Source organism: Caulobacter sp. FG7 (assembly GCF_057808875.1).
Genome location: NZ_JBMDIW010000017.1, coordinates 50,527 through 68,360 on the forward strand (window position 1 = coordinate 50,527; position 17,834 = coordinate 68,360).

At 68.4% G+C, this 17,834-nt stretch carries 15 protein-coding genes; 12 read left to right on the top strand and 3 right to left on the bottom strand.

Annotated features, from left to right (window positions below):
- Positions 1–65: 65 nt before the first annotated feature.
- The gene (locus ACODR1_RS15195) at positions 66–2,225 is read right to left on the bottom strand and encodes a TonB-dependent receptor (RefSeq protein ID WP_488881196.1); all 2,160 of its coding nucleotides are present in this window, start codon (positions 2,223–2,225) and stop codon (positions 66–68) included.
- 146 nt (positions 2,226–2,371) lie between these two features.
- Positions 2,372–3,010 carry a hypothetical protein gene (locus tag ACODR1_RS15200; protein ID WP_488881197.1) on the bottom strand — a complete coding sequence of 213 codons (639 nt, stop codon included), beginning with the start codon at positions 3,008–3,010 and terminating at the stop codon, positions 2,372–2,374.
- Between the two features lie 321 nt (positions 3,011–3,331).
- On the opposite strand from ACODR1_RS15200, the gene rpsF reads away from it, so the two are divergent.
- The 7 genes from rpsF (at position 3,332) to alr (ending at position 10,810) form a co-directional block, all read left to right on the top strand.
- On the top strand, positions 3,332–3,748 hold the full coding sequence (gene rpsF / locus ACODR1_RS15205) for a 30S ribosomal protein S6 (RefSeq protein ID WP_488881198.1): 417 nt from the start codon (positions 3,332–3,334) through the stop codon (positions 3,746–3,748).
- 14 nt (positions 3,749–3,762) lie between these two features.
- Positions 3,763–4,044 (top strand): 30S ribosomal protein S18, encoded by a 282-nt coding sequence (gene rpsR / locus ACODR1_RS15210; protein ID WP_109101895.1) that lies wholly within the window; start codon positions 3,763–3,765, stop codon positions 4,042–4,044.
- A 13-nt stretch (positions 4,045–4,057) separates the two neighbouring features.
- Positions 4,058–4,639 carry a 50S ribosomal protein L9 gene (gene rplI / locus ACODR1_RS15215; protein ID WP_058346419.1) on the top strand — a complete coding sequence of 194 codons (582 nt, stop codon included), beginning with the start codon at positions 4,058–4,060 and terminating at the stop codon, positions 4,637–4,639.
- A 193-nt stretch (positions 4,640–4,832) separates the two neighbouring features.
- Entirely contained in the window at positions 4,833–7,241 is a 2,409-nt protein-coding gene (locus ACODR1_RS15220; RefSeq protein ID WP_488881199.1) for a TonB-dependent receptor plug domain-containing protein, read from the top strand.
- A gap of 146 nt (positions 7,242–7,387) precedes the next feature.
- Entirely contained in the window at positions 7,388–8,908 is a 1,521-nt protein-coding gene (locus tag ACODR1_RS15225) for a replicative DNA helicase (RefSeq protein WP_488881200.1), read from the top strand.
- Between the two features lie 72 nt (positions 8,909–8,980).
- Positions 8,981–9,667 carry a MarC family protein gene (locus ACODR1_RS15230; RefSeq protein WP_488881201.1) on the top strand — a complete coding sequence of 229 codons (687 nt, stop codon included), beginning with the start codon at positions 8,981–8,983 and terminating at the stop codon, positions 9,665–9,667.
- 60 nt (positions 9,668–9,727) lie between these two features.
- A complete protein-coding gene (gene alr, locus ACODR1_RS15235) occupies positions 9,728–10,810 on the top strand; it encodes an alanine racemase (RefSeq protein WP_488881202.1) in 1,083 nt (360 codons plus the stop codon).
- 19 nt (positions 10,811–10,829) lie between these two features.
- Here alr and ACODR1_RS15240 read toward each other — a convergent pair whose 3' ends face one another.
- Entirely contained in the window at positions 10,830–12,020 is a 1,191-nt protein-coding gene (locus ACODR1_RS15240) for a Yip1 family protein (RefSeq protein WP_488881203.1), read from the bottom strand.
- Positions 12,021–12,191: 171 nt separating this feature from the next.
- On the opposite strand from ACODR1_RS15240, the gene radA reads away from it, so the two are divergent.
- The 5 genes from radA (at position 12,192) to ACODR1_RS15265 (ending at position 17,618) form a co-directional block, all read left to right on the top strand.
- Complete coding sequence (gene radA / locus ACODR1_RS15245) at positions 12,192–13,574, top strand: DNA repair protein RadA (protein WP_488881204.1); 1,383 nt, start codon at positions 12,192–12,194, stop codon at positions 13,572–13,574.
- A complete protein-coding gene (locus ACODR1_RS15250) occupies positions 13,571–14,194 on the top strand; it encodes a CvpA family protein (protein ID WP_488881205.1) in 624 nt (207 codons plus the stop codon). The genes radA and ACODR1_RS15250 overlap by 4 nt, the downstream gene beginning before the upstream one ends.
- Positions 14,191–15,696, top strand: coding sequence for an amidophosphoribosyltransferase (gene purF, locus ACODR1_RS15255; RefSeq protein WP_488881206.1), 1,506 nt, complete (start codon positions 14,191–14,193; stop codon positions 15,694–15,696). The genes ACODR1_RS15250 and purF overlap by 4 nt, the downstream gene beginning before the upstream one ends.
- 139 nt (positions 15,697–15,835) lie before the next feature.
- Positions 15,836–16,822 carry a bile acid:sodium symporter family protein gene (locus ACODR1_RS15260; RefSeq protein ID WP_488881207.1) on the top strand — a complete coding sequence of 329 codons (987 nt, stop codon included), beginning with the start codon at positions 15,836–15,838 and terminating at the stop codon, positions 16,820–16,822.
- Between the two features lie 43 nt (positions 16,823–16,865).
- Positions 16,866–17,618: an SDR family NAD(P)-dependent oxidoreductase gene (locus ACODR1_RS15265; RefSeq protein WP_488881208.1), complete on the top strand. Its 753-nt coding sequence runs from the start codon at positions 16,866–16,868 to the stop codon at positions 17,616–17,618.
- Positions 17,619–17,834: the final 216 nt, after the last annotated feature.

Below are 17,834 nucleotides of genomic sequence, written 5' to 3' on the forward strand. Positions count from 1 at the left end.
AGTGCGCCGGCCGCTGGGTCCCGGCTCTCCGCTACGCTCCGGCCGGGATGACGACGGAGGGGGAGCTAGAACTTCACCTTCACGCCAGCGCTCCACATGGCCGGCTCGTCGGCCAGGCGATAGACGATCAGGCCGGGGATGAAGACGGCGCCCGAGACGTAGTCCTGGGCGTCGAAGACGTTGCGTCCCTGAACGAACAGCCGCCAGGCCGCCGAGGGCGATTCCCAGGCGAGGCTGGCGTTGACGCGGTCGACCGAACCGATGCGGCCGGCCTCAGCGTTCGTCGCCTCGGCATAGCGCGGACCGCGGTGGCTGTAGTCGGCAGAGACGATGATCGCCCCGCCCTTCAGCGCCTGCGGCTCGATGCGCCAGGAGCCGCCGACCTGGGCCTGGACCTTCGAGATCAGCGGCAGGGTCTTGGCCCCGGCCTGGGCGGCGGCGGTGGCGGGATCCAGCTTCTCGTACTCGGCGTCGGTCAGGGCCAGCGAGGCGAAGAGATCCAGTCCCTTCACCGGCGTGGCGGCCGCCTCGACCTCGAGCCCGGCGATCCGCGCCTCGGCGGCGTTCTGGGTCAGGATCGAGCCGTTGCTGATGACGTTCTGCTGCAGGTCCTTCAGCTGCTGGACATAGGCGGCCAGGTTCAGGCGGGCGCGGCGGTCGAAGGCCTCGATCTTGGCGCCGGCCTCGTAGGACCAGGCGGATTCAGGGTCGTAGGCCTTGGTGAAGATCGAGGGCTCGGCGATCGACAGGGCCACGAAGCCGCCGGCGCGATAGCCGCGCGCGATCGTGCCGTAGACCATGACGTCGTCGCTGGCCTCGTACTGAAGATTGAACTTCGGGGTCCAGACCTTCCATTCGCCCTGGTTGGCGCGGCTGGTCAGGCTGGGCGGATAGCCGGCCAGACCGTCCTGGATCGTGCCGGCGATGGTCTTCTCGTCCCGCGTCCAGCGCAGGCCGGCCGAGCCCTTTAGGCGCTCGGTGAAGCGCCATTCCATCTGCCCGTAGGCGGCGATGCTTTCCGAGGTCGCGTGGATCGTGGTCGGCAGCAGCGGTACGGGGAACGGGCCGTAGATGCCCGAGCCGACGATGTCGGACAGCACCTGGCTGCCGGTCTCCTTGAACCAGAACAGCCCGCCGATCCATTGCAGGCGGCCGTCGAAGGCCTCGCCCAGGGCCTGCAGCTCCTGGCTAGCCTGCTCCTGCTGGGTGGAGCTGCCGCGCAGGAAGCCGGGAACCAGACCCGAACCGGTGACCAGACCGCCGGAAAAGTCCAGGTTCCAGCGGTCGTCGAGGCGCTGGTAGGCGGTGATCGACTTCAGCTGGACGCCGGAAAGGTCGTAACCCAGGTGCAGAGCCAGGCTCTTCTGCTCGGTCTTGGTGTCGGTGTTCAGCGGCGAGCGGGTCGCGCCGAACCCGCCGCCGGCCAGGGGCGCCAGGGTTGTCGGATCAAGCGGCGAGAAGTGTTGGCCGTCCGTGTCGGTGCGGGCATAGGCGGCTGAGAAGGTCGCGCTGAGCGGGCCGGTGTCGATCAGACCGAGGGAAAAGCGGGCGCCGGCGTCGCGACGCTCGCCCACGCGGCGCTTGAGGGCCGTGTTCTGCTGCCAGCCGTCGCGGTCGGAGAACAGGGCCGAGACCGTGGCCCCGACATGGTCGGTGATCCTGCCGCCGGCGCTGCCCCGATAGCGCTGCAGGCCATAGTCGCCCCATGAGGCCTCGACGAAACCGCCGGACGCGTCACCGGGCTGGCGGGTCACGTACTTCAGGGCGCCGGTCATCGAGTTGCGGCCGTAGAGCGTGCCCTGAGGCCCGCGCAGCACCTCGACCCGCGTGACGTCGGCCAGGTCCAGGTTCGCGACCGACAGGCGGGCCTGGTAGACGTCGTCGACATAGATGCCGACGGGCGGCTCCGACGTGATCATGCCGCCGGTCTGGTCCAGCGCGCCACGCAGGGCCACCTGCACCGTCGAGGGCGAGGCGCTGATCTGCGAGACGTAGAGGCTGGGCACGGCCGCGCCCAACGTCTCGGCCCTGGTGATCTGCAATTGATCCAGAGCCTTGGCGCCGAAGGCGCTGACCGCCACGGGCGCGTCCTGCAGCTTCTGCTCGCGCCGCTGGGCGGTGACGACAAGGTCCTCGACCGCGACCGGCGCCTCCTGGGCCAGGGCCGGCGCCGCGCCGACCAGCACGGCCGCCGCCGAGACGCCCCATAGAACCGACTTCTGCATGTATCCGCTCCCCCTCTGGTGGAGCGATCAGGAGGGAAAACCCCGCGCGCGGGCGCAAACCCGCCTTCGCCGGCGCCCGCTGGTCGGACAGGCTTTCGGGAAAGCTCAGGCGGATTGTCGGGATAGCGGCGCGACTGCGCCGTTGCCTACCAGTTGGTCTTTACCAGCTTGACCATGAAGCGGCCGTCCTGGACGCGTTCGTCCTCGGCACGGACGCTGACCGAGAACTCGGCCGGGATGTCGAACGGGCGGATCAGGCTGAAGTCGACGCCCTCGTCGCCCATGGTGCCGCCGCCCAGGCCGATCGAGGCGATCTGGCGGCCGTCGAGGGTCAGGGCCGAGCGGACGTTGGCGCGGGCGATCGGAATCGACGCCGGCAGAACCATCGAGCGCGTGGCGTTCATGTCGACCGAGACGCTGACATAGTTGGACTTGGGCAGGTCGCCGAAGCCGAACAGCCGCGACAGCGACGAGCGGACGCCGGCCTCGCGCTTGTTCAGCGAGGCGCCCAGCGCCAGGGCGCGGGGGCTGGGCCCCTGTTCGGCCTTGGCCGTCATGTTCAGATTGAAGTCGTAGGTCGGCTGCTCGATGCTGCCGGCGACCTTGGCCACGAAGGTGGTGCTTTCGGCGTCGGACGACAGGTCGAGCGGCAGGGCGGCCGAATAGCCCGTGAAGCGGCCGTCGTTGGACGACACCGACAGGTCGGGTTTCTTGATCGCCTGGGCCGACACCGGGGCAGCCGTCATCGACAGCGCGAACGCGCCGCCAAGGATCAGGCTCTTCACGGTTGCACCCCGCATGCCCCTTCCCTAACCACCTGAGGTATTAACGGCAAGCTGCCTTCCGTCAGGAAAGCGACTCCGCCGCCGCCTTTTATCAGAGTCGCCCAGGAGACAGGCGCCGCCGAGCCGCCACGTCGGCGGCAAAAGGCAAGGCCAGCCTTGCTTCCGCCTCCTGTTTCCTGTAGTAGCGCGCGTTCTCACGGAAGGCGGTCTTGCGCGAACCCTTCACGGGGTCGGGATTATCCCGCTCGTCGCACAGGATCCATCGTGGTCGTCGGACTTCCGCCGCCGACCGCGCCGCTTTCCATAACGGAAGAGGAAAACATGTCGTTCTACGAACACGTGGTCATCGCGCGGCAGGACATCTCGCCGCAACAGGCCGAAGCTCTCAACGAGCAAATCAAGACCCTGATCGAAGAAGGTGGTGGTCACATCGCCAAGATCGAATACTGGGGTCTGCGTAACCTCACCTACCGCATCAAGAAGAACCGCAAGGGCCACTATTCCCTGCTCGCCATCGACGCTCCGGCGGCGGCGGTGAAGGAAATGGAACGCCAGCTGTCGATCAACGAAGACGTGCTGCGTTTCATGACCATCCGCGTGGAAGAGCTGGACCTGGAACTGTCGCCGGTTCTGGCCCGTCGCGACCGCGAGCGCAGCGATCGCCCCGAGCGTTCGGACCGCCCTGAGCGTTCGGAACGCCCTGAGCGCCCGCGCGAAGACTTCGCTCCGCAAGCGTAAGGGAGAAATAGATCATGACCGATACGACTGCTCCCGAAGCCGCGGCTCCGGCCGCCGCCGCCGCTGGCGGCGCTCGCCGTCCGTTCTTCCGTCGCCGCAAGGTTTGCCCGTTCTCGGGCGCCAACGCTCCGAAGATCGACTACAAGGACGTGAAGCTGCTGCAGCGTTACGTTTCCGAACGCGGCAAGATCGTGCCGTCGCGCATCACCGCGGTGTCGGCCAAGAAGCAACGCGAACTGGCCAAGGCCATCAAGCGCGCTCGCTTCCTGGCTCTGCTCCCCTACGTCGTGAAGTAAGGGAGACGCCACGATGAAAGTGATCCTGCTCGAACGAGTCGAAGGCAAGGGCGTCCTGGGCGACGTGGTGACGGTGAAGGACGGGTTCGCCCGTAACTACCTGCTGCCGCGCAACAAGGCTCTCCGCGCCAACTCGAACAACCTGAAGGCTTTCGAAGCGCAACGCGCCGAGATCGAAGCCCGCAACGTCCGCAACCGCGAAGCCGCCGGCAAGTCCGGTGAGGCGCTGGACGGCACGCAGTACGTGATGATCCGTCAAGCTGGCGAAAGCGGCCAGCTGTACGGTTCGGTCGCGGGCCGCGACGTCGCCGACGCCATCAAGGCCGAAGGCGGCAAGGTCGACCGCTCGATGATCGTGCTGGACAAGCCGATCAAGACGCTCGGTGTCCACGAAGTGAAGGTGAAGCTGCACGCTGACGTGACCGTGACGGTCACGCTCAACATCGCGCGCAGCGCCGACGAAGCCGAGCGCCAAGCGCGCGGCGAAAACGTCATCGCCTCGCAGTTCGAGGAAGAGCGTCTGGCCGACGCCGAAGCCGCCCAGGACCTCCTGGAAGGCGGCGCCGGCTCGCAAGAAGGCGACTACGAAGCCTGATTTTTCAGGACCTTCGCAGACGAATGAGAACGGCGCGGAGCAATCCGCGCCGTTTTTTTCTGCGCCGAAACCTAGAATTGCTCAGATTGTAGGACGAGCGGCGTTCGCGCAGGTTGAACCTGTCTAACCGCCTGTCGGCCAGAACGAGACGCGAAAGCGCCCCCGACCGACAGCGTTTTGAGGGGATTACACCATGCGTACTCAACTGCTGCTGCTCGCCGCCGCCTCGGCTTCGGCCCTGGCCGTCTCCACCGCCAACGCTCAGACCACTGACGACCAGACCGCCGTCGAGGAAGTCGTCGTCACCGGCACCCGCACCGCCGGCCGCTCGCGCCTCGACACCGTCTCGCCGGTCGACGTCGTCGACAGCAAGGCGCTGACCCGCCAGGGCTCGACCGAACTGGCCCAGGCGCTGTCGACCCTGGCCCCGTCGCTGAACTTCCCGCGCCCGTCGGCCGTGGACGGCACCGACTCGGTGCGTCCGGCCACGCTGCGCGGCCTGGCGCCCGACCAGACCCTGGTTCTGCTGAACGGCAAGCGCGGCCACGCCGCGGCCCTGGTCAACGTCAACGGTTCGGTCGGCCGCGGCTCGGCCGCCTTCGACCTCAACACCATCCCGACCGCCGCTCTCGACCGCGTCGAGATCCTGCGCGAAGGCGCGGCGGCCCAGTACGGCTCGGACGCCATCGCCGGCGTCGTCAACCTGCGCCTGCGCGAGGCCCGCAGCGGCGGCGGCGCGACCGCCAGCTACGGGCTCTACAACACCGAGGTGAAGACCTCGCGCGACACCGACGGCCGCAAGGCCACCGACGGCGTCACCTACACCGCCTCGGTCTGGCAGGGCTTCGGCATCGGCGAGGACGGCTACCTGACGGTCACCGCCGACTGGTCCAAGCGCAACCCCACCAACCGCAGCGACGTCTCGTCCGCCTTCAGCCCGGGCGTCGTCACCGGCCGCTACGGCGACGCCGAGATCGAGAGCAAGTCGCTGTTCGCCAACGCCGGCGTGCCGATCGGTGAAACCTGGAAGGCCTATGGCTGGCTGGGCTACCAGCACCGCGACGGCGAAAGCGCCGCCTTCCCGCGCCTGTCCAACAACGCCGCCAACATCCCGTCGATCTATCCCAGCGGCTTCCTGCCCAAGATCGCCACCGACATCGACGACTACAACGCCGCCTTCGGCGCCAAGGGCGAGGCCGGCGCCTACACGATCGACGCCAGCTTCACCTACGGCCAGAACGACATCGAATACGGGGTCAAGGACAGCCTGAACGCCTCGTACGGCCCGGCCTCACCGACCTCGTTCAAGGCCGGCTCGATGCGCTACCGCCAGGCCGTGGCCTCGCTGGACATCACACGCCCGGTGACCATCGCCGCCTTCGCCCAGCCCTCGACCCTGGCGTTCGGCGCCGAGTACCGCAAGGAAAGCTACGACATCGTCGCCGGCGAGCAGGCCTCGTGGGCCAATGGCGGCTACAACGGCCTGGCGGCCGGCGCGCAGGGCTTCCCAGGCTTCCGCCCGAGCAACGCCGTCGACGTCAGCCGCGACAACTACAGCTTCTATGTCGACCTCGACAGCCAGGTGACCGACAAGCTGGACGTCGATATCGCCGCGCGCTTCGAGGACTATTCGGACTTCGGCACCAAGACGACCGGCAAGATCGCCGCCCGCTACGACATCCTCGACGGCTTCGCCGTGCGCGGCGCGGTGTCGACCGGCTTCCGGGCTCCGGCCCTGCAGCAGCAGTATTTCACCGCCACCTCGACCAACATCATCAGCGGCACGGCCACCGAGGTCGGCACCTTCCCGGCCACCAGCCCGGTCTCGGCCGTGCTCGGCGCCAAGGCGCTGGAGCCGGAAGAGAGCACCAACTACTCGCTGGGCCTCGTCTATCACCGCGGCCCGTTCGAGGTGACGGTCGACGCCTACCAGATCGACATCGACAACCGCATCGTGCTCTCGGAAAACATCCAGGGCAGCGCCACCGGCACGGCGACCCAGCAGGCGATCTACGCCCTGCTCGCCCCCTACGGCGTGACCACGGCGCGCTTCTTCATCAACGGCGTCGACACGACGACCAAGGGCGTGGACGTGGTGGTGCGCTATCGCCTCGACGCGGCCGAGGCCGGGCGCTTCGACCTGACCCTGGCGGGCAACTACAACGAGACCGAGGTCACCCGCCTGCCGACGACCAACACCCTGTCGTCGCTGCCGGTCCCGCCGGCCCTGTTCGCCCGCGTCAACGTGCAGACCTTCGAACGCGGCACCCCGCGCACGAAGTTCGTGGCCAGCGGCGACTGGAGCAAGGGTCCCTGGGGCGCGACGCTGAAGCTGACCGGCTACGGCACCGTGCTGCAGCCGAACGCCACGGCCTCGCTGGACTACTGGACCGGCCGCAAGGCGGTGATCGACCTGGAAGCCCGTCGCACCTTCGCCGACAAGCTGACCTGGGCCGTGGGCGCCAACAACCTGTTCGACGAATATCCCAACCGCACGCCGGCGGCCGTCAACAGCACCAGCGGCGTGGTCGGCTTCCCCAACTACTCGCCGTTTGGTTTCAACGGCCGGTTCCTCTACACCCGCCTCAGCTACAACTGGTAAGTTGACCTAGGGTAAGACTCGAAGGGGACGCGGCGATCAGCCTGCGTCCCCTTTTGTCGCCTCGAAGATATACACAGAACATCCCCATCCATCTGCGCCGTTGACCACGCTCCGAACGCGCGTCGCGGCCTCGTTCGCGTTAACTTATGGCGATGTCCCTGGTCCCTGCACTCGACCTGCGCCCGCCCGCGCAGGATGCTCCTCAAATCACCGTCGCACCGCACAACCTGGAAGCCGAACAGGCGCTGCTGGGCGTGCTGCTTTACGACAACTCGGCCTATGAGCGGCTGACCGACAGCCTGCAGGGACGCCACTTCTACGAGCCCTTCCACCAGCGGCTGTTCCAGTCGATCGAGACCCACATCCGCAAGGGCCAGCTGGCCGAACCGATCCTGCTGGCCGACGAATTCAAGCGCGATCCGGCGTTCGAGGAACTGGGCGGCATCCGCTACCTGGCCGACCTCGTCGACCGCGCCCCGCCGGCCGCCAATGTCGGCGACTACGCCCGGGCGGTGTTCGACCTGGCCCTGCGCCGCGACCTGATCCGCATCGGCGGCGAGATCGCCTCCGCCGCCCACGGCCACGGCGACGAGAAGCGCCCGGCCCGCGACCAGATCGAAGCCGCCGAACAGCAGCTCTACACCCTGGCCGAAAGCGGGACGGCCAGCTCGGGCTTCGTCAGCTTCGGCGACGCCCTCCGCGGCGCCGTCGAGATGACCGCCGAGGCCTTCCAGCGTGACGGCGGCATGTCTGGCCTGGCGTCGGACCTGATCGACCTCGACCAGAAGATCGGCGGCCTTCACCCCTCCGACTTGATCGTGCTGGCCGGTCGTCCGTCGATGGGCAAGACGGCGCTGGCGACCAACATCGCCTTCAACGTCGCCAAGAAATACGCCTGGGAGCCCCAGCCCGACGGCAGCCGCAAGACCGTCAACGGCGGCGTGGTCGCCTTCTACTCGCTGGAAATGAGCGCCGAGCAGCTGGCCCTGCGTATGCTGGCCGACGCTTCGGGCGTGTCGGGCGACAAGCTGCGTAAAGGCGAGATCGACGCCAGCGAGTTCGGGCGCGTGCGCGACGCGGCCATGGAACTGCAGGAAGCGCCGCTCTACATCGACGCCACCGGTGGTATCTCGATCGCCAAGCTGACCGCCCGGGCCCGACGCCTGAAGCGCCAGGTCGGCCTCGACCTGATCGTGGTCGACTACCTCCAGCTGGTGACCGGCTCGGACCTCGGTTCGAACGCCAGCCGCGTGCAGGAAGTCTCGCAGATCACCATGGGCCTCAAGGCCCTGGCCAAGGAGCTGGCCTGCCCGGTCATCGCCCTGTCGCAGCTGTCGCGTCAGGTCGAAAGCCGCGACGACAAGCGCCCGCAGCTGTCTGACCTTCGTGAATCCGGCTCGATCGAGCAGGACGCCGACATGGTGTGGTTCGTGTTCCGCGAAAGCTACTACGTGGGCCGCGCCGAGCCGCGCGAGGGCACGCCCGAGCACCTGACCTGGCAAGAGGAAATGGACAAGCTGCAGGGCCTGGCCGAGGTGATCATCGCCAAGCAGCGTCACGGTCCGATCGGCACGGTGCGCCTGTCGTTCAACAGCGACACCACCCGCTTCGGCAACCTGTCGCGCGACCACTATTTCCACCAGATGCGCAGCGGCGACGACGAATAGCCGCCTCGCGCTTTACCTGCATCGGCGCGTCGGGCAACGCTCGGCGCGCGATTCAGGGAGAACGCGCGCGTCATGGAATTCAGCCCCCTGCCCGTCTCGACCTTCGTCGGGGCGTTCCTGCTGGCCTTTCCGGCCCTGTTCTCGATCGTCAATCCGGTCGGGGCCGCGCTGATCTTCCACCAGATGCTGGCCGACCATCCGGCAGAGACGCGCAAGCGCCTGGCGCCGACCATCGCGCTCTACGCCTTCTTCATCCTCCTGGGCTCGCTGCTGCTGGGCGGCTACGTGCTGAACTTCTTCGGGGTGAGCCTGGGCGCCCTGCGGGTGGCCGGCGGACTGGTGGTCGCGATCCGCGCCTGGGCGCTTCTGATGGCGCCCGAGGAACATGAGGAACGCAAGGCCGATCAGGCCAACTCCCCGGCCAAGGCGCGGGCCGAGGACATGGCCTTCTTCCCGCTGACCATGCCGTTCACGACGGGACCGGGCGCGATCTCGGTGGCCATCGCGCTGTCGTCCCAACGCCCGGCCGAGGGCCATTCGGTGGTTCCGTTCTTCATGGGCGCGAGCCTGGCCGTCGCCGTCATCGCCCTGATGGTCTGGGTGTTCTATCGCGCCTCGGACCGGGTGCTGTCGCTGCTCGGCGTCAACGGCGCGCGGGTGATGTCGCGGCTGATGGCGTTCCTTTTGATGTGCATCGGCGTGCAGATCGTCGCCAGCGGCGTCGAGGCGCTGGTGGGCCAGTTCCTGAGCACGCGCTAGGCCGCATCTCCACAGCTTCTGCACTGGCCTTGCGGGCGCGGGTCGGCTACCTCCGCAGCCGTGACCGACGCCCGCCTGACACTCGACCTCGACGCCCTCGCGGCCAACTACGCCCTGCTGAAGGCGACGGCCGGCGACGCCGAGCTGGCCCCGGCGGTGAAGGCCGACGGCTACGGCCTGGGCGCGGGCCTGGTCGCCCGCCGCTTGTGGGACGAAGGCGCGCGCAGCTTCTATGTGGCGCGCCTGTCGGAAGGCGTGGCGCTGCGCAAGGCGTTAGGCGAGCGCGAAGCCAGGATCCACGTGCTGGACGGCGCGACGCCGGGCTCGGGCCCGACGCTGGTCCAGGCCGGGCTGATCCCGGTGCTCAACAGCCTGCCGCAGGTCGAGGCCTGGAACAGCCAGGCCGGCAAGGGCGTGCTCGAGGCGGCGATCCATGTCGACACCGGCATGAACCGGCTTGGCCTGCGCCATGAAGAGGCGGCAGTCCTGACCGCCTCAATGGACCGGCTCAAGCATCTGAACGTCTCACTGGTGGTCAGCCACCTGGCCTGCGCCGGCGAGCCGCAGCATCCGCTCAACGCCCGCCAGCTGACGCGCTTCAAGGACGCCGCGGCGCTGTTTCCGAACGCCCGCAGGAGCCTGGCCAACTCGGCCGGGGTGTTCCTGGGCGGAGACTATCATTTCGACCAGTGCCGGCCGGGCATCGCCCTCTACGGCGGCGGTCCGCGCGACGTGACCGACACGCGCCTCAAGGCCGTGGCGACGCTGGAAGCGCCGATCCTGCAGGTGCGGGTCGTGCCGCGCGGCGAGTCGATCGGCTACGGCGCGGCCTTCACCGCCGACGAGACGACACGGGTGGCGGTGCTGGCCTGCGGCTATGCCGACGGCGTGCTGCGCGGCTCCAGCCCCGCCGGCCACGTGTGGTTCGACGGCGCGCGTCGGCGCCTCTTGGGCCGGGTGTCGATGGACCTGATCGCCATCGACGTCACCGACTGCGACGCGGCGCGTCCCGGCGCCCTGGTCGAACTGATCGGCCCCAACCTGCCGGTCGACGAGGCCGCCGCCGCCGCTGGCACCACGGCCTACGAACTGCTCGTGCGCCTGGCCGGCCGCGCCCGCCGCGTGGTGCTGGGCGAGGCCTAAAGGCCCCGCCCTTCCCCGCCTAGCGCGCCAGGCTCTTCAGCTTGCCGGCGTCGACCGAGGCCACCGCGCGCTTGAGGTCGTCGATGCTCTCGGCGTCGCCATTGGCCTCGACCGAAAAGCGGTTGCCGATCACGACGGTGTAGCCGCCCGACTTGGCCTCGCGGTCCCACTTCTCGGTGGTCAGCTGGCCTCCGGCGGTGCTGGTCTTTTCATAGCCGGTCTCGGTTTCCGAGGTGCTCTGGGCGTTCATCGCCGAGGCCATCGCCGTCATGCCGCCCAGCGCGCCCAGGTCGGTGACCGCCAGGGTGAAGCGCTTGCCGTCCTTCTCGTAGTCGCCGCGCGCCACCGACATGCCCATGCCGCCGGCGCCGCCAGAGCTGGATTCGACGGAGGTGCGGGCGTAGCCGCCGGCCGCGCCGGGCAGCAGGCCCTTGAGCACGTCCGGCGAGGTCAGAGGGATGTCCTTGCCGGCCTCGATCGAGGCGGCGGCCGCCTCCATCTTCTTGCTGGCTTCGTCCATCTTGCCCAGGTCGTAGGTCTGGCCGCCCAGCGTCACCGAACCGCTGTCGGTCGAGGCCTTCGACGCCGTATAGCTGCCGCCCAGGATCGCGCCGCCAGTGACCGCCGCGGTGACGAAGCCGATGATGAAGGACAGCACGATAGCGCAGACCACGGTGAGCGCGGTGTAGCCGATGGCCTTCTCCTTGGGCGCCTTCATCAGGCGCGGCAGGCCCGTATAGAGGAGGTAGAGCCCATACAGCGCCAGCAGGCCGCCGATGATCCCCAGCGGCGGAAACAGGCCGAACACCCCGGCGACCCAGCCCGCCGTGCTGGCGTAGACCGAGACCTTGAAGGCCTGCAGCCGGTTCTTCTGGCCATCGAAGGTGGGCGCCAGAGCGTCGATAATCAGGGCGACGATGAAGACCGACAGCAGCGACAGGCCGTAGGTCAGCACCGCGCCGAAGATCGCCGTGAACAGCTGCGGCTTCACTGTCACAACGCCGGGCACGCCGACGCCGAACAGTTGCCCGCCGATCAAGTTCGCCACGGGCGGGATCGCCGCCAGGATACAGGCATAGCCGACATAGAGGCCCTTGATCGTGGCGGGCTCGGTGTCGATGCGCTCCCACTCGGGCGACGGCGTCAGCAGGATCCGCTTCACGCGGCCCACGAGATCGGAAGAAACGGCTCCGGGTTCGACCACGGACATCTAGGCGCCTCCAGCAAGATCCTGAATCTGCGCCCCCCGATACTTATCTACACCGAACACACCAAAAACGGGAACAAGGTTCGGCGACATAGCCTCAGCCCCCTGCGTCCGGCTTTGGCGCAGGGCGGGCCCAGCCTGTAACCTGCACCCATTCGAGAATCAGGAGCCCCCATGGCCCGCGACAGCGCCGCCTACGCCTGCCAGTCCTGCGGCGCGGTCCAGACCAAGTGGGCCGGGCAATGCCCCGCCTGCCAGAGCTGGAACACCCTCGTCGAAGAGGTCGGCGTACGCCCGCCCGGCGCGATGGCCACCACCAAGGCCACGCGCTCGCGCGGCCTGCAGTTCACCGGCCTGGAGAGCGACACCCCCGCCCCGCCGCGCATCCTGACCGGCGTCGACGAGTTCGACCGGGTCTGCGGCGGCGGCGTGGTGCCCGGCTCGGCGATCCTGATCGGCGGCGACCCGGGCGTGGGCAAGTCCACCCTGCTGCTGCAGGTCTGCGCCAACGCCTCGAGCCGCGGCGTCTCGTGCGCCTACATCTCGGGCGAAGAGGCCGTCGAGCAGATCCGCGGCCGCGCCGACCGCATGGGCCTGGCCGGCGCCCCAGTGAAGCTGGCCGCCGAAAGCAGCCTGCGCGACATCCTCGACGGGCTGAAGCGCGACAGGTTCGACCTGGTGGTCATCGACTCGATCCAGACCATGTGGAGCGACGCCCACGAGGCCGGCCCCGGCACGGTGACCCAGGTGCGCGCCTGCGCCACCGAGCTGGTCCGCCTGGCCAAGCAGAAGGGCGTGGCCATCCTGCTGGTCGGCCACGTCACCAAGGACGGCCAGATCGCCGGTCCGCGCGTGGTCGAACACCTGGTGGACGCGGTGCTGAGCTTCGAGGGCGAGCGCGGCTATCCATTCCGCATCCTGCGCGGGGCCAAGAACCGTTTCGGAGCCACCGACGAGATCGGCGTGTTCGAGATGGGCGACGTCGGCCTGCGCGAGGTGAAGAACCCCTCGGCCCTTTTCCTCAACGAGGGCGGCGAGCGGGCGGCGGGGGCGGCGGTGTTCGCCGGCATCGAAGGATCGCGGCCCGTCCTGGTGGAATTCCAGGCCCTGGTCGCGCCTTCCGCGTACGGAACGCCCAGGCGCGCCGTGGTCGGATGGGATTCCGGACGCCTGGCCATGGTGCTGGCGGTGCTGGAATCGCGCTGCGGCCTTGGTTTTGGCGACAAGGACGTCTATCTGAACGTCGCCGGCGGGCTGAGGATCACCGAACCCGCCGCCGACCTCGCGGCGGCGGCCGCTTTGGCCTCTTCGGCCATGGATGTCGCCCTGCCGCAGGACTGCGTGGTGTTCGGCGAGGTCAGCCTCTCCGGCGAGATCCGGCCCGTGAGCCGAATGGAGTCGCGTTTGAAGGAAGCCGCCAAGCTCGGGTTCGGCCGCGCGCTGGGACCGCTGTCGGGCCTGCCCGAAGGCGGCGGCGCCCTGCCGGTGGCCGGCGCGGCGCGACTGGCCGATGCGGTCCGCCGAATCGAGAATGACATCTGGAGCTCGCACGCGTGACGCCGTTCGACATCATCGCCGGACTGATCCTGCTGGTTTCCGGCGCCGTCGGCTTCTTCCGCGGCGCCTCGCGGGAGCTGACCTCGGCGCTGTCGTTCATCGTCGCCGCCGTCGTCGCCCTGCTGGGCCTGCGCCTGACAGGCCCCCTCTTCCGCGAATTCATGGACCCGGACTGGGCGGCGACCGCCGCCGCCATCCTGGTCACCTTCGTCATCGCCTTCGTCGCCCTGCGCCTGATCGGCGGCCAATTGACCAAGACCCTGCACGCCGACGGCGCGCTGGGTCTGCTGGACCGCCTGGTCGGCCTGGGTTTCGGCCTGCTGCGCGCCCTGGTGGTGCTGGGCGTCTTCAACCTCGTCTTCCACATGGCCACGCCGCGCGACCGCGTGCCGGCCTGGGTGTCGGAGTCGATGTTCTATCCGCTGTCCAACGCCAGCGCCCAGGTGCTGAAGGTGTTCGCCCCCAAGGGCGCGGGCCTGGCCGGCAAGCTGGCCCCCGCCATCGAGGACGCCGTCCGCGACGGGACCAGCGACAAACCGTCCAGCGCCGAACGCGGCGAAGAAGGCTATGATAAGGACCAGCGTCGGAAGCTCGACGACCTGGTGGAGAAATCGCAATGACGACGTCTATCGGCCAGTCGACCGACCGCTTCTCGTCCGCGCCCTGGCGCGACCCAGAGGACGACACGCTGCGCCTGGAATGCGGCGTGTTCGGCGTGTTCGGCGCCCGTGACGCCGCCGCCATCGCGGCGCTGGGCCTGCACGCCCTGCAGCACCGCGGCCAGGAAGCCTGCGGCATCGCCGCCTTCGACGGCGCCCGCTTCCACACCGAACGCCACAAGGGCCATGTCGGCGACGCCTTCACCGGCGCCGACCTGGTCCAGCGCCTGCCGGGCAACATGGCGATCGGCCACACGCGCTATTCGACGGCCGGCGGCAGCGGCATCCGCAACGTCCAGCCGATGTTCGCCGATCTCGAGACCGGCGGCCTGGCCCTCGCCCACAACGGCAACCTGACCAACTTCCTGACCCTGCGCGAACGTCTGGTGCAGGAAGGCGCGATCTTCCAGTCGACCTCGGACTCCGAAGTCATCCTTCACCTCATCGCCCGCTCGCGCAAAGCCAAGATCGTCGACCGCTTCATCGACGCCATCGGCCAGATCGAGGGCGGCTACGCCCTGGTGGCCATCACCAACAAGAAGATGATCGGCGTGCGCGATCCGCTGGGCATCCGTCCGCTGGTGCTGGGCGACCTGGACGGCAAGCCGGTCCTGGCGTCCGAGACCTGCGCCCTCGACATGATCGGCGCCCGCTTCGTGCGCGACGTCGAACACGGCGAGATGGTGGTGATCAGCGACACCGGCGTGAAGTCGCTGCGCCCGTTCGCTGCCCCAGCCGCCCGCCCCTGCGTGTTCGAGTACGTCTACTTCGCCCGTCCCGACAGCGTGGTGAACGGCCGCTCGGTCTATGAAGTGCGCAAGCGCATGGGTCGCCGCCTGGCGATCGAGACCGGCGTCGAGGCCGACGTCGTGGTGCCGGTGCCGGACTCGGGCGTGCCGGCGGCGATCGGCTATGCGGCCGAAAGCGGCCTGCCCTTCGACCTGGGCATTATCCGCAACCACTATGTGGGCCGCACCTTCATTCAGCCGACGCAAGGCGTGCGCGAACTGGGCGTGCGCATGAAGCACAGCCCCAACCGCGCCGTGCTGGAAGGCAAGCGCGTCATCCTGATCGACGACTCGATCGTGCGCGGCACCACCTCGCTGAAGATCGTCCGCATGGTCCGCGAGGCCGGCGCCAAGGAAGTGCACCTGCGCTCGGCCTCTCCGCCGATCAAGTGGCCCGACTTCTACGGCATCGACATGCCCGAGCGCGAACAGCTGCTGGCCGCCACCAAGTCGCTGGAAGAGATGGCCAAGTTCCTCGAAGTGGACTCGCTCGGCTTCCTGTCGGTGGAAGGTCTGTACGAGGCCCTGGAATGCGCCCCGCGCGATCCGGCCGCCCCGCAGTTCACCGACCACTACTTCACCGGCGACTACCCCACCCGCCTGACCGATCGCGAGATCGCCGAAGGCCGCAACGACCAGGCCGAAAAGCAGCTGTCGCTGCTGGTCAGCGCCTAATCAGCGCCTTTCAAGGGTCCTTCGACTTGTTCGGAGGACCCAAGCTGCGCTACCCCCGGTATGCGGCCCGCCCACGCTGATCTTCGGCCGCTCGGATCGCCCGGACGGACCGGGCGACGATCCATTTGAGAGTCGCTTCTTGGCCAATCCCGTTTCCGCCGTCCTCTCCAAGCTGAAGATCGACGCCTACATCATCGCCCTGTTCGGCATGGTGGTGCTGGCCTCGTTCCTGCCGGTCCAGGGACAGGCGGCCGTGATCACCGGCTGGGTGGTCAAGCTGGCCATCGCCCTGCTGTTCTTCCTGCACGGCGCCAAGCTGTCTCGCGAGGCCGTGGTCGCCGGCGTCACCCATTGGCGCCTGCACCTGACGATCCTGGCCTTCACCTTCGTGCTGTTCCCGATCCTGGGCCTGGCGATCAGCAAGGTGGGCGTGCTGACGCCGACCATGGCGGCGGGGATGGTGTTCCTGGCCTGCCTGCCCTCGACGGTGCAGTCGTCGATCGCTTTCACCTCGATCGGGCGCGGCAACGTCGCCGCCGCCGTCTGCGCGGCCTCGGCCTCGAACCTGTTCGGCATCTTCCTGACGCCGGTGCTGGTCGGCCTGCTGATGAACGCCCACGGCGACGTCGGCGGCTGGGACTCGATCAAGTCGATCGTCATCCAGCTGCTGCTGCCGTTCGTCGCCGGCCAGATCGCCCGGCCGCTGGTCGGCAAGTGGATCGAGAAGCACAAGACCCTGGTCGGCCGCGTCGACCGCGGCTCGATCCTGCTGGTGGTCTATTCGGCCTTCAGCGCCGCCGTCGTCGAAGGCCTGTGGCGCAAGGTCTCGCCGCTGGAGCTGATCGTGCTGCTGCTGGTCTGCGGCGTGCTGCTGACGCTGGTCATGCTGGCCACCATGTGGGGCGCGCGTCTCCTGGGCTTCTCCAAGGCCGACGAGGTGGCGATCGTGTTCTGCGGCTCGAAGAAGAGCCTGGCGACCGGCGTGCCCATGGCCGGCATCCTGTTCCCGGGGGCCACGGCCGGCGTGCTGGTGCTGCCCCTGATGATCTTCCACCAGATCCAGTTGATGGCCTGTTCGGTCCTGGCGCAGCGCTATGCGGCGCGGCCGGCCGACGAAGACGCCTGATCCCCCGACAGATAAACGCCCGCGAGAGGCGCAGGAAACGCTCATGACCACCACCGACACGCCGCTGGCCGGCCGCATCGCCCTCGTCACCGGCGCCACGCGCGGCATCGGCAACGCCATCGCCCTGGGCCTGGCCAAGGCCGGCGCCCACGTCATCGCCATCGGCCGCACCCAGGGCGCGCTGGAGGCCCTGGACGACGCGATCTTCGCCGCCACCGGCGAGCACGCCACCCTCGTGCCGCTGGACCTGCGCGAGGCCGACGGCCTGGATCACCTGGGCGCGGCCCTGCACCAGCGGTTCGGCAGGCTCGACATCCTGGTCGGCGCGGCCGGCGTGCTGGGCGCCCTGACCCCCGTGGGCCACCTGGACCCAAAGGGCTGGGACATGATCCTGTCGACCAACCTGACGGCCAACTGGCGGCTGATCCGGGCCATGGACCCGCTGCTGCGCGCCTCGGACGCCGGCCGGGCCATCTTCCTGACCAGCAGCGTCGCCAAGAGCCACCGGGCCTTCTGGGGCGCCTACGCCGCCTCCAAGGCGGGCCTGGAGGCCATCGTCGACTGCTATGCCGACGAGATGGAGAACACCAAGGTCCGCGCCTTCAGCATCGACCCTGGCGCCATGCGCACCAAGATGCGGGCCGGCGCCTTCCCGGGCGAGGACCCGATGACCGTGCAGGACCCGGCCGAGATCGCTCCCTTCGTCGTCGACCTGGCTCGCCCTGGCCGCGAGCCGCCCAAGGGCGTGATTCGCTTCAAGGAACGAGGTCAAGAGTCAGCAAGCGTCAGCGCCTAACTGAACCCCGTAAACATTCGCAGGTTTAGTTGAACCGTATACAATACAGATTAATCCAGAAACTTTCGCAACTGACGGAAAATACGGATTTTCTGCGGTCAAGCTGGTGGTCGACTCCACGACACAAGACCCAAAAACACTAAACTGCGACAACCTGACGCAGATGACGCTTTCGGAAACCGACGCTCGTTAAGCATGGAATAAGACTCGAAGTCT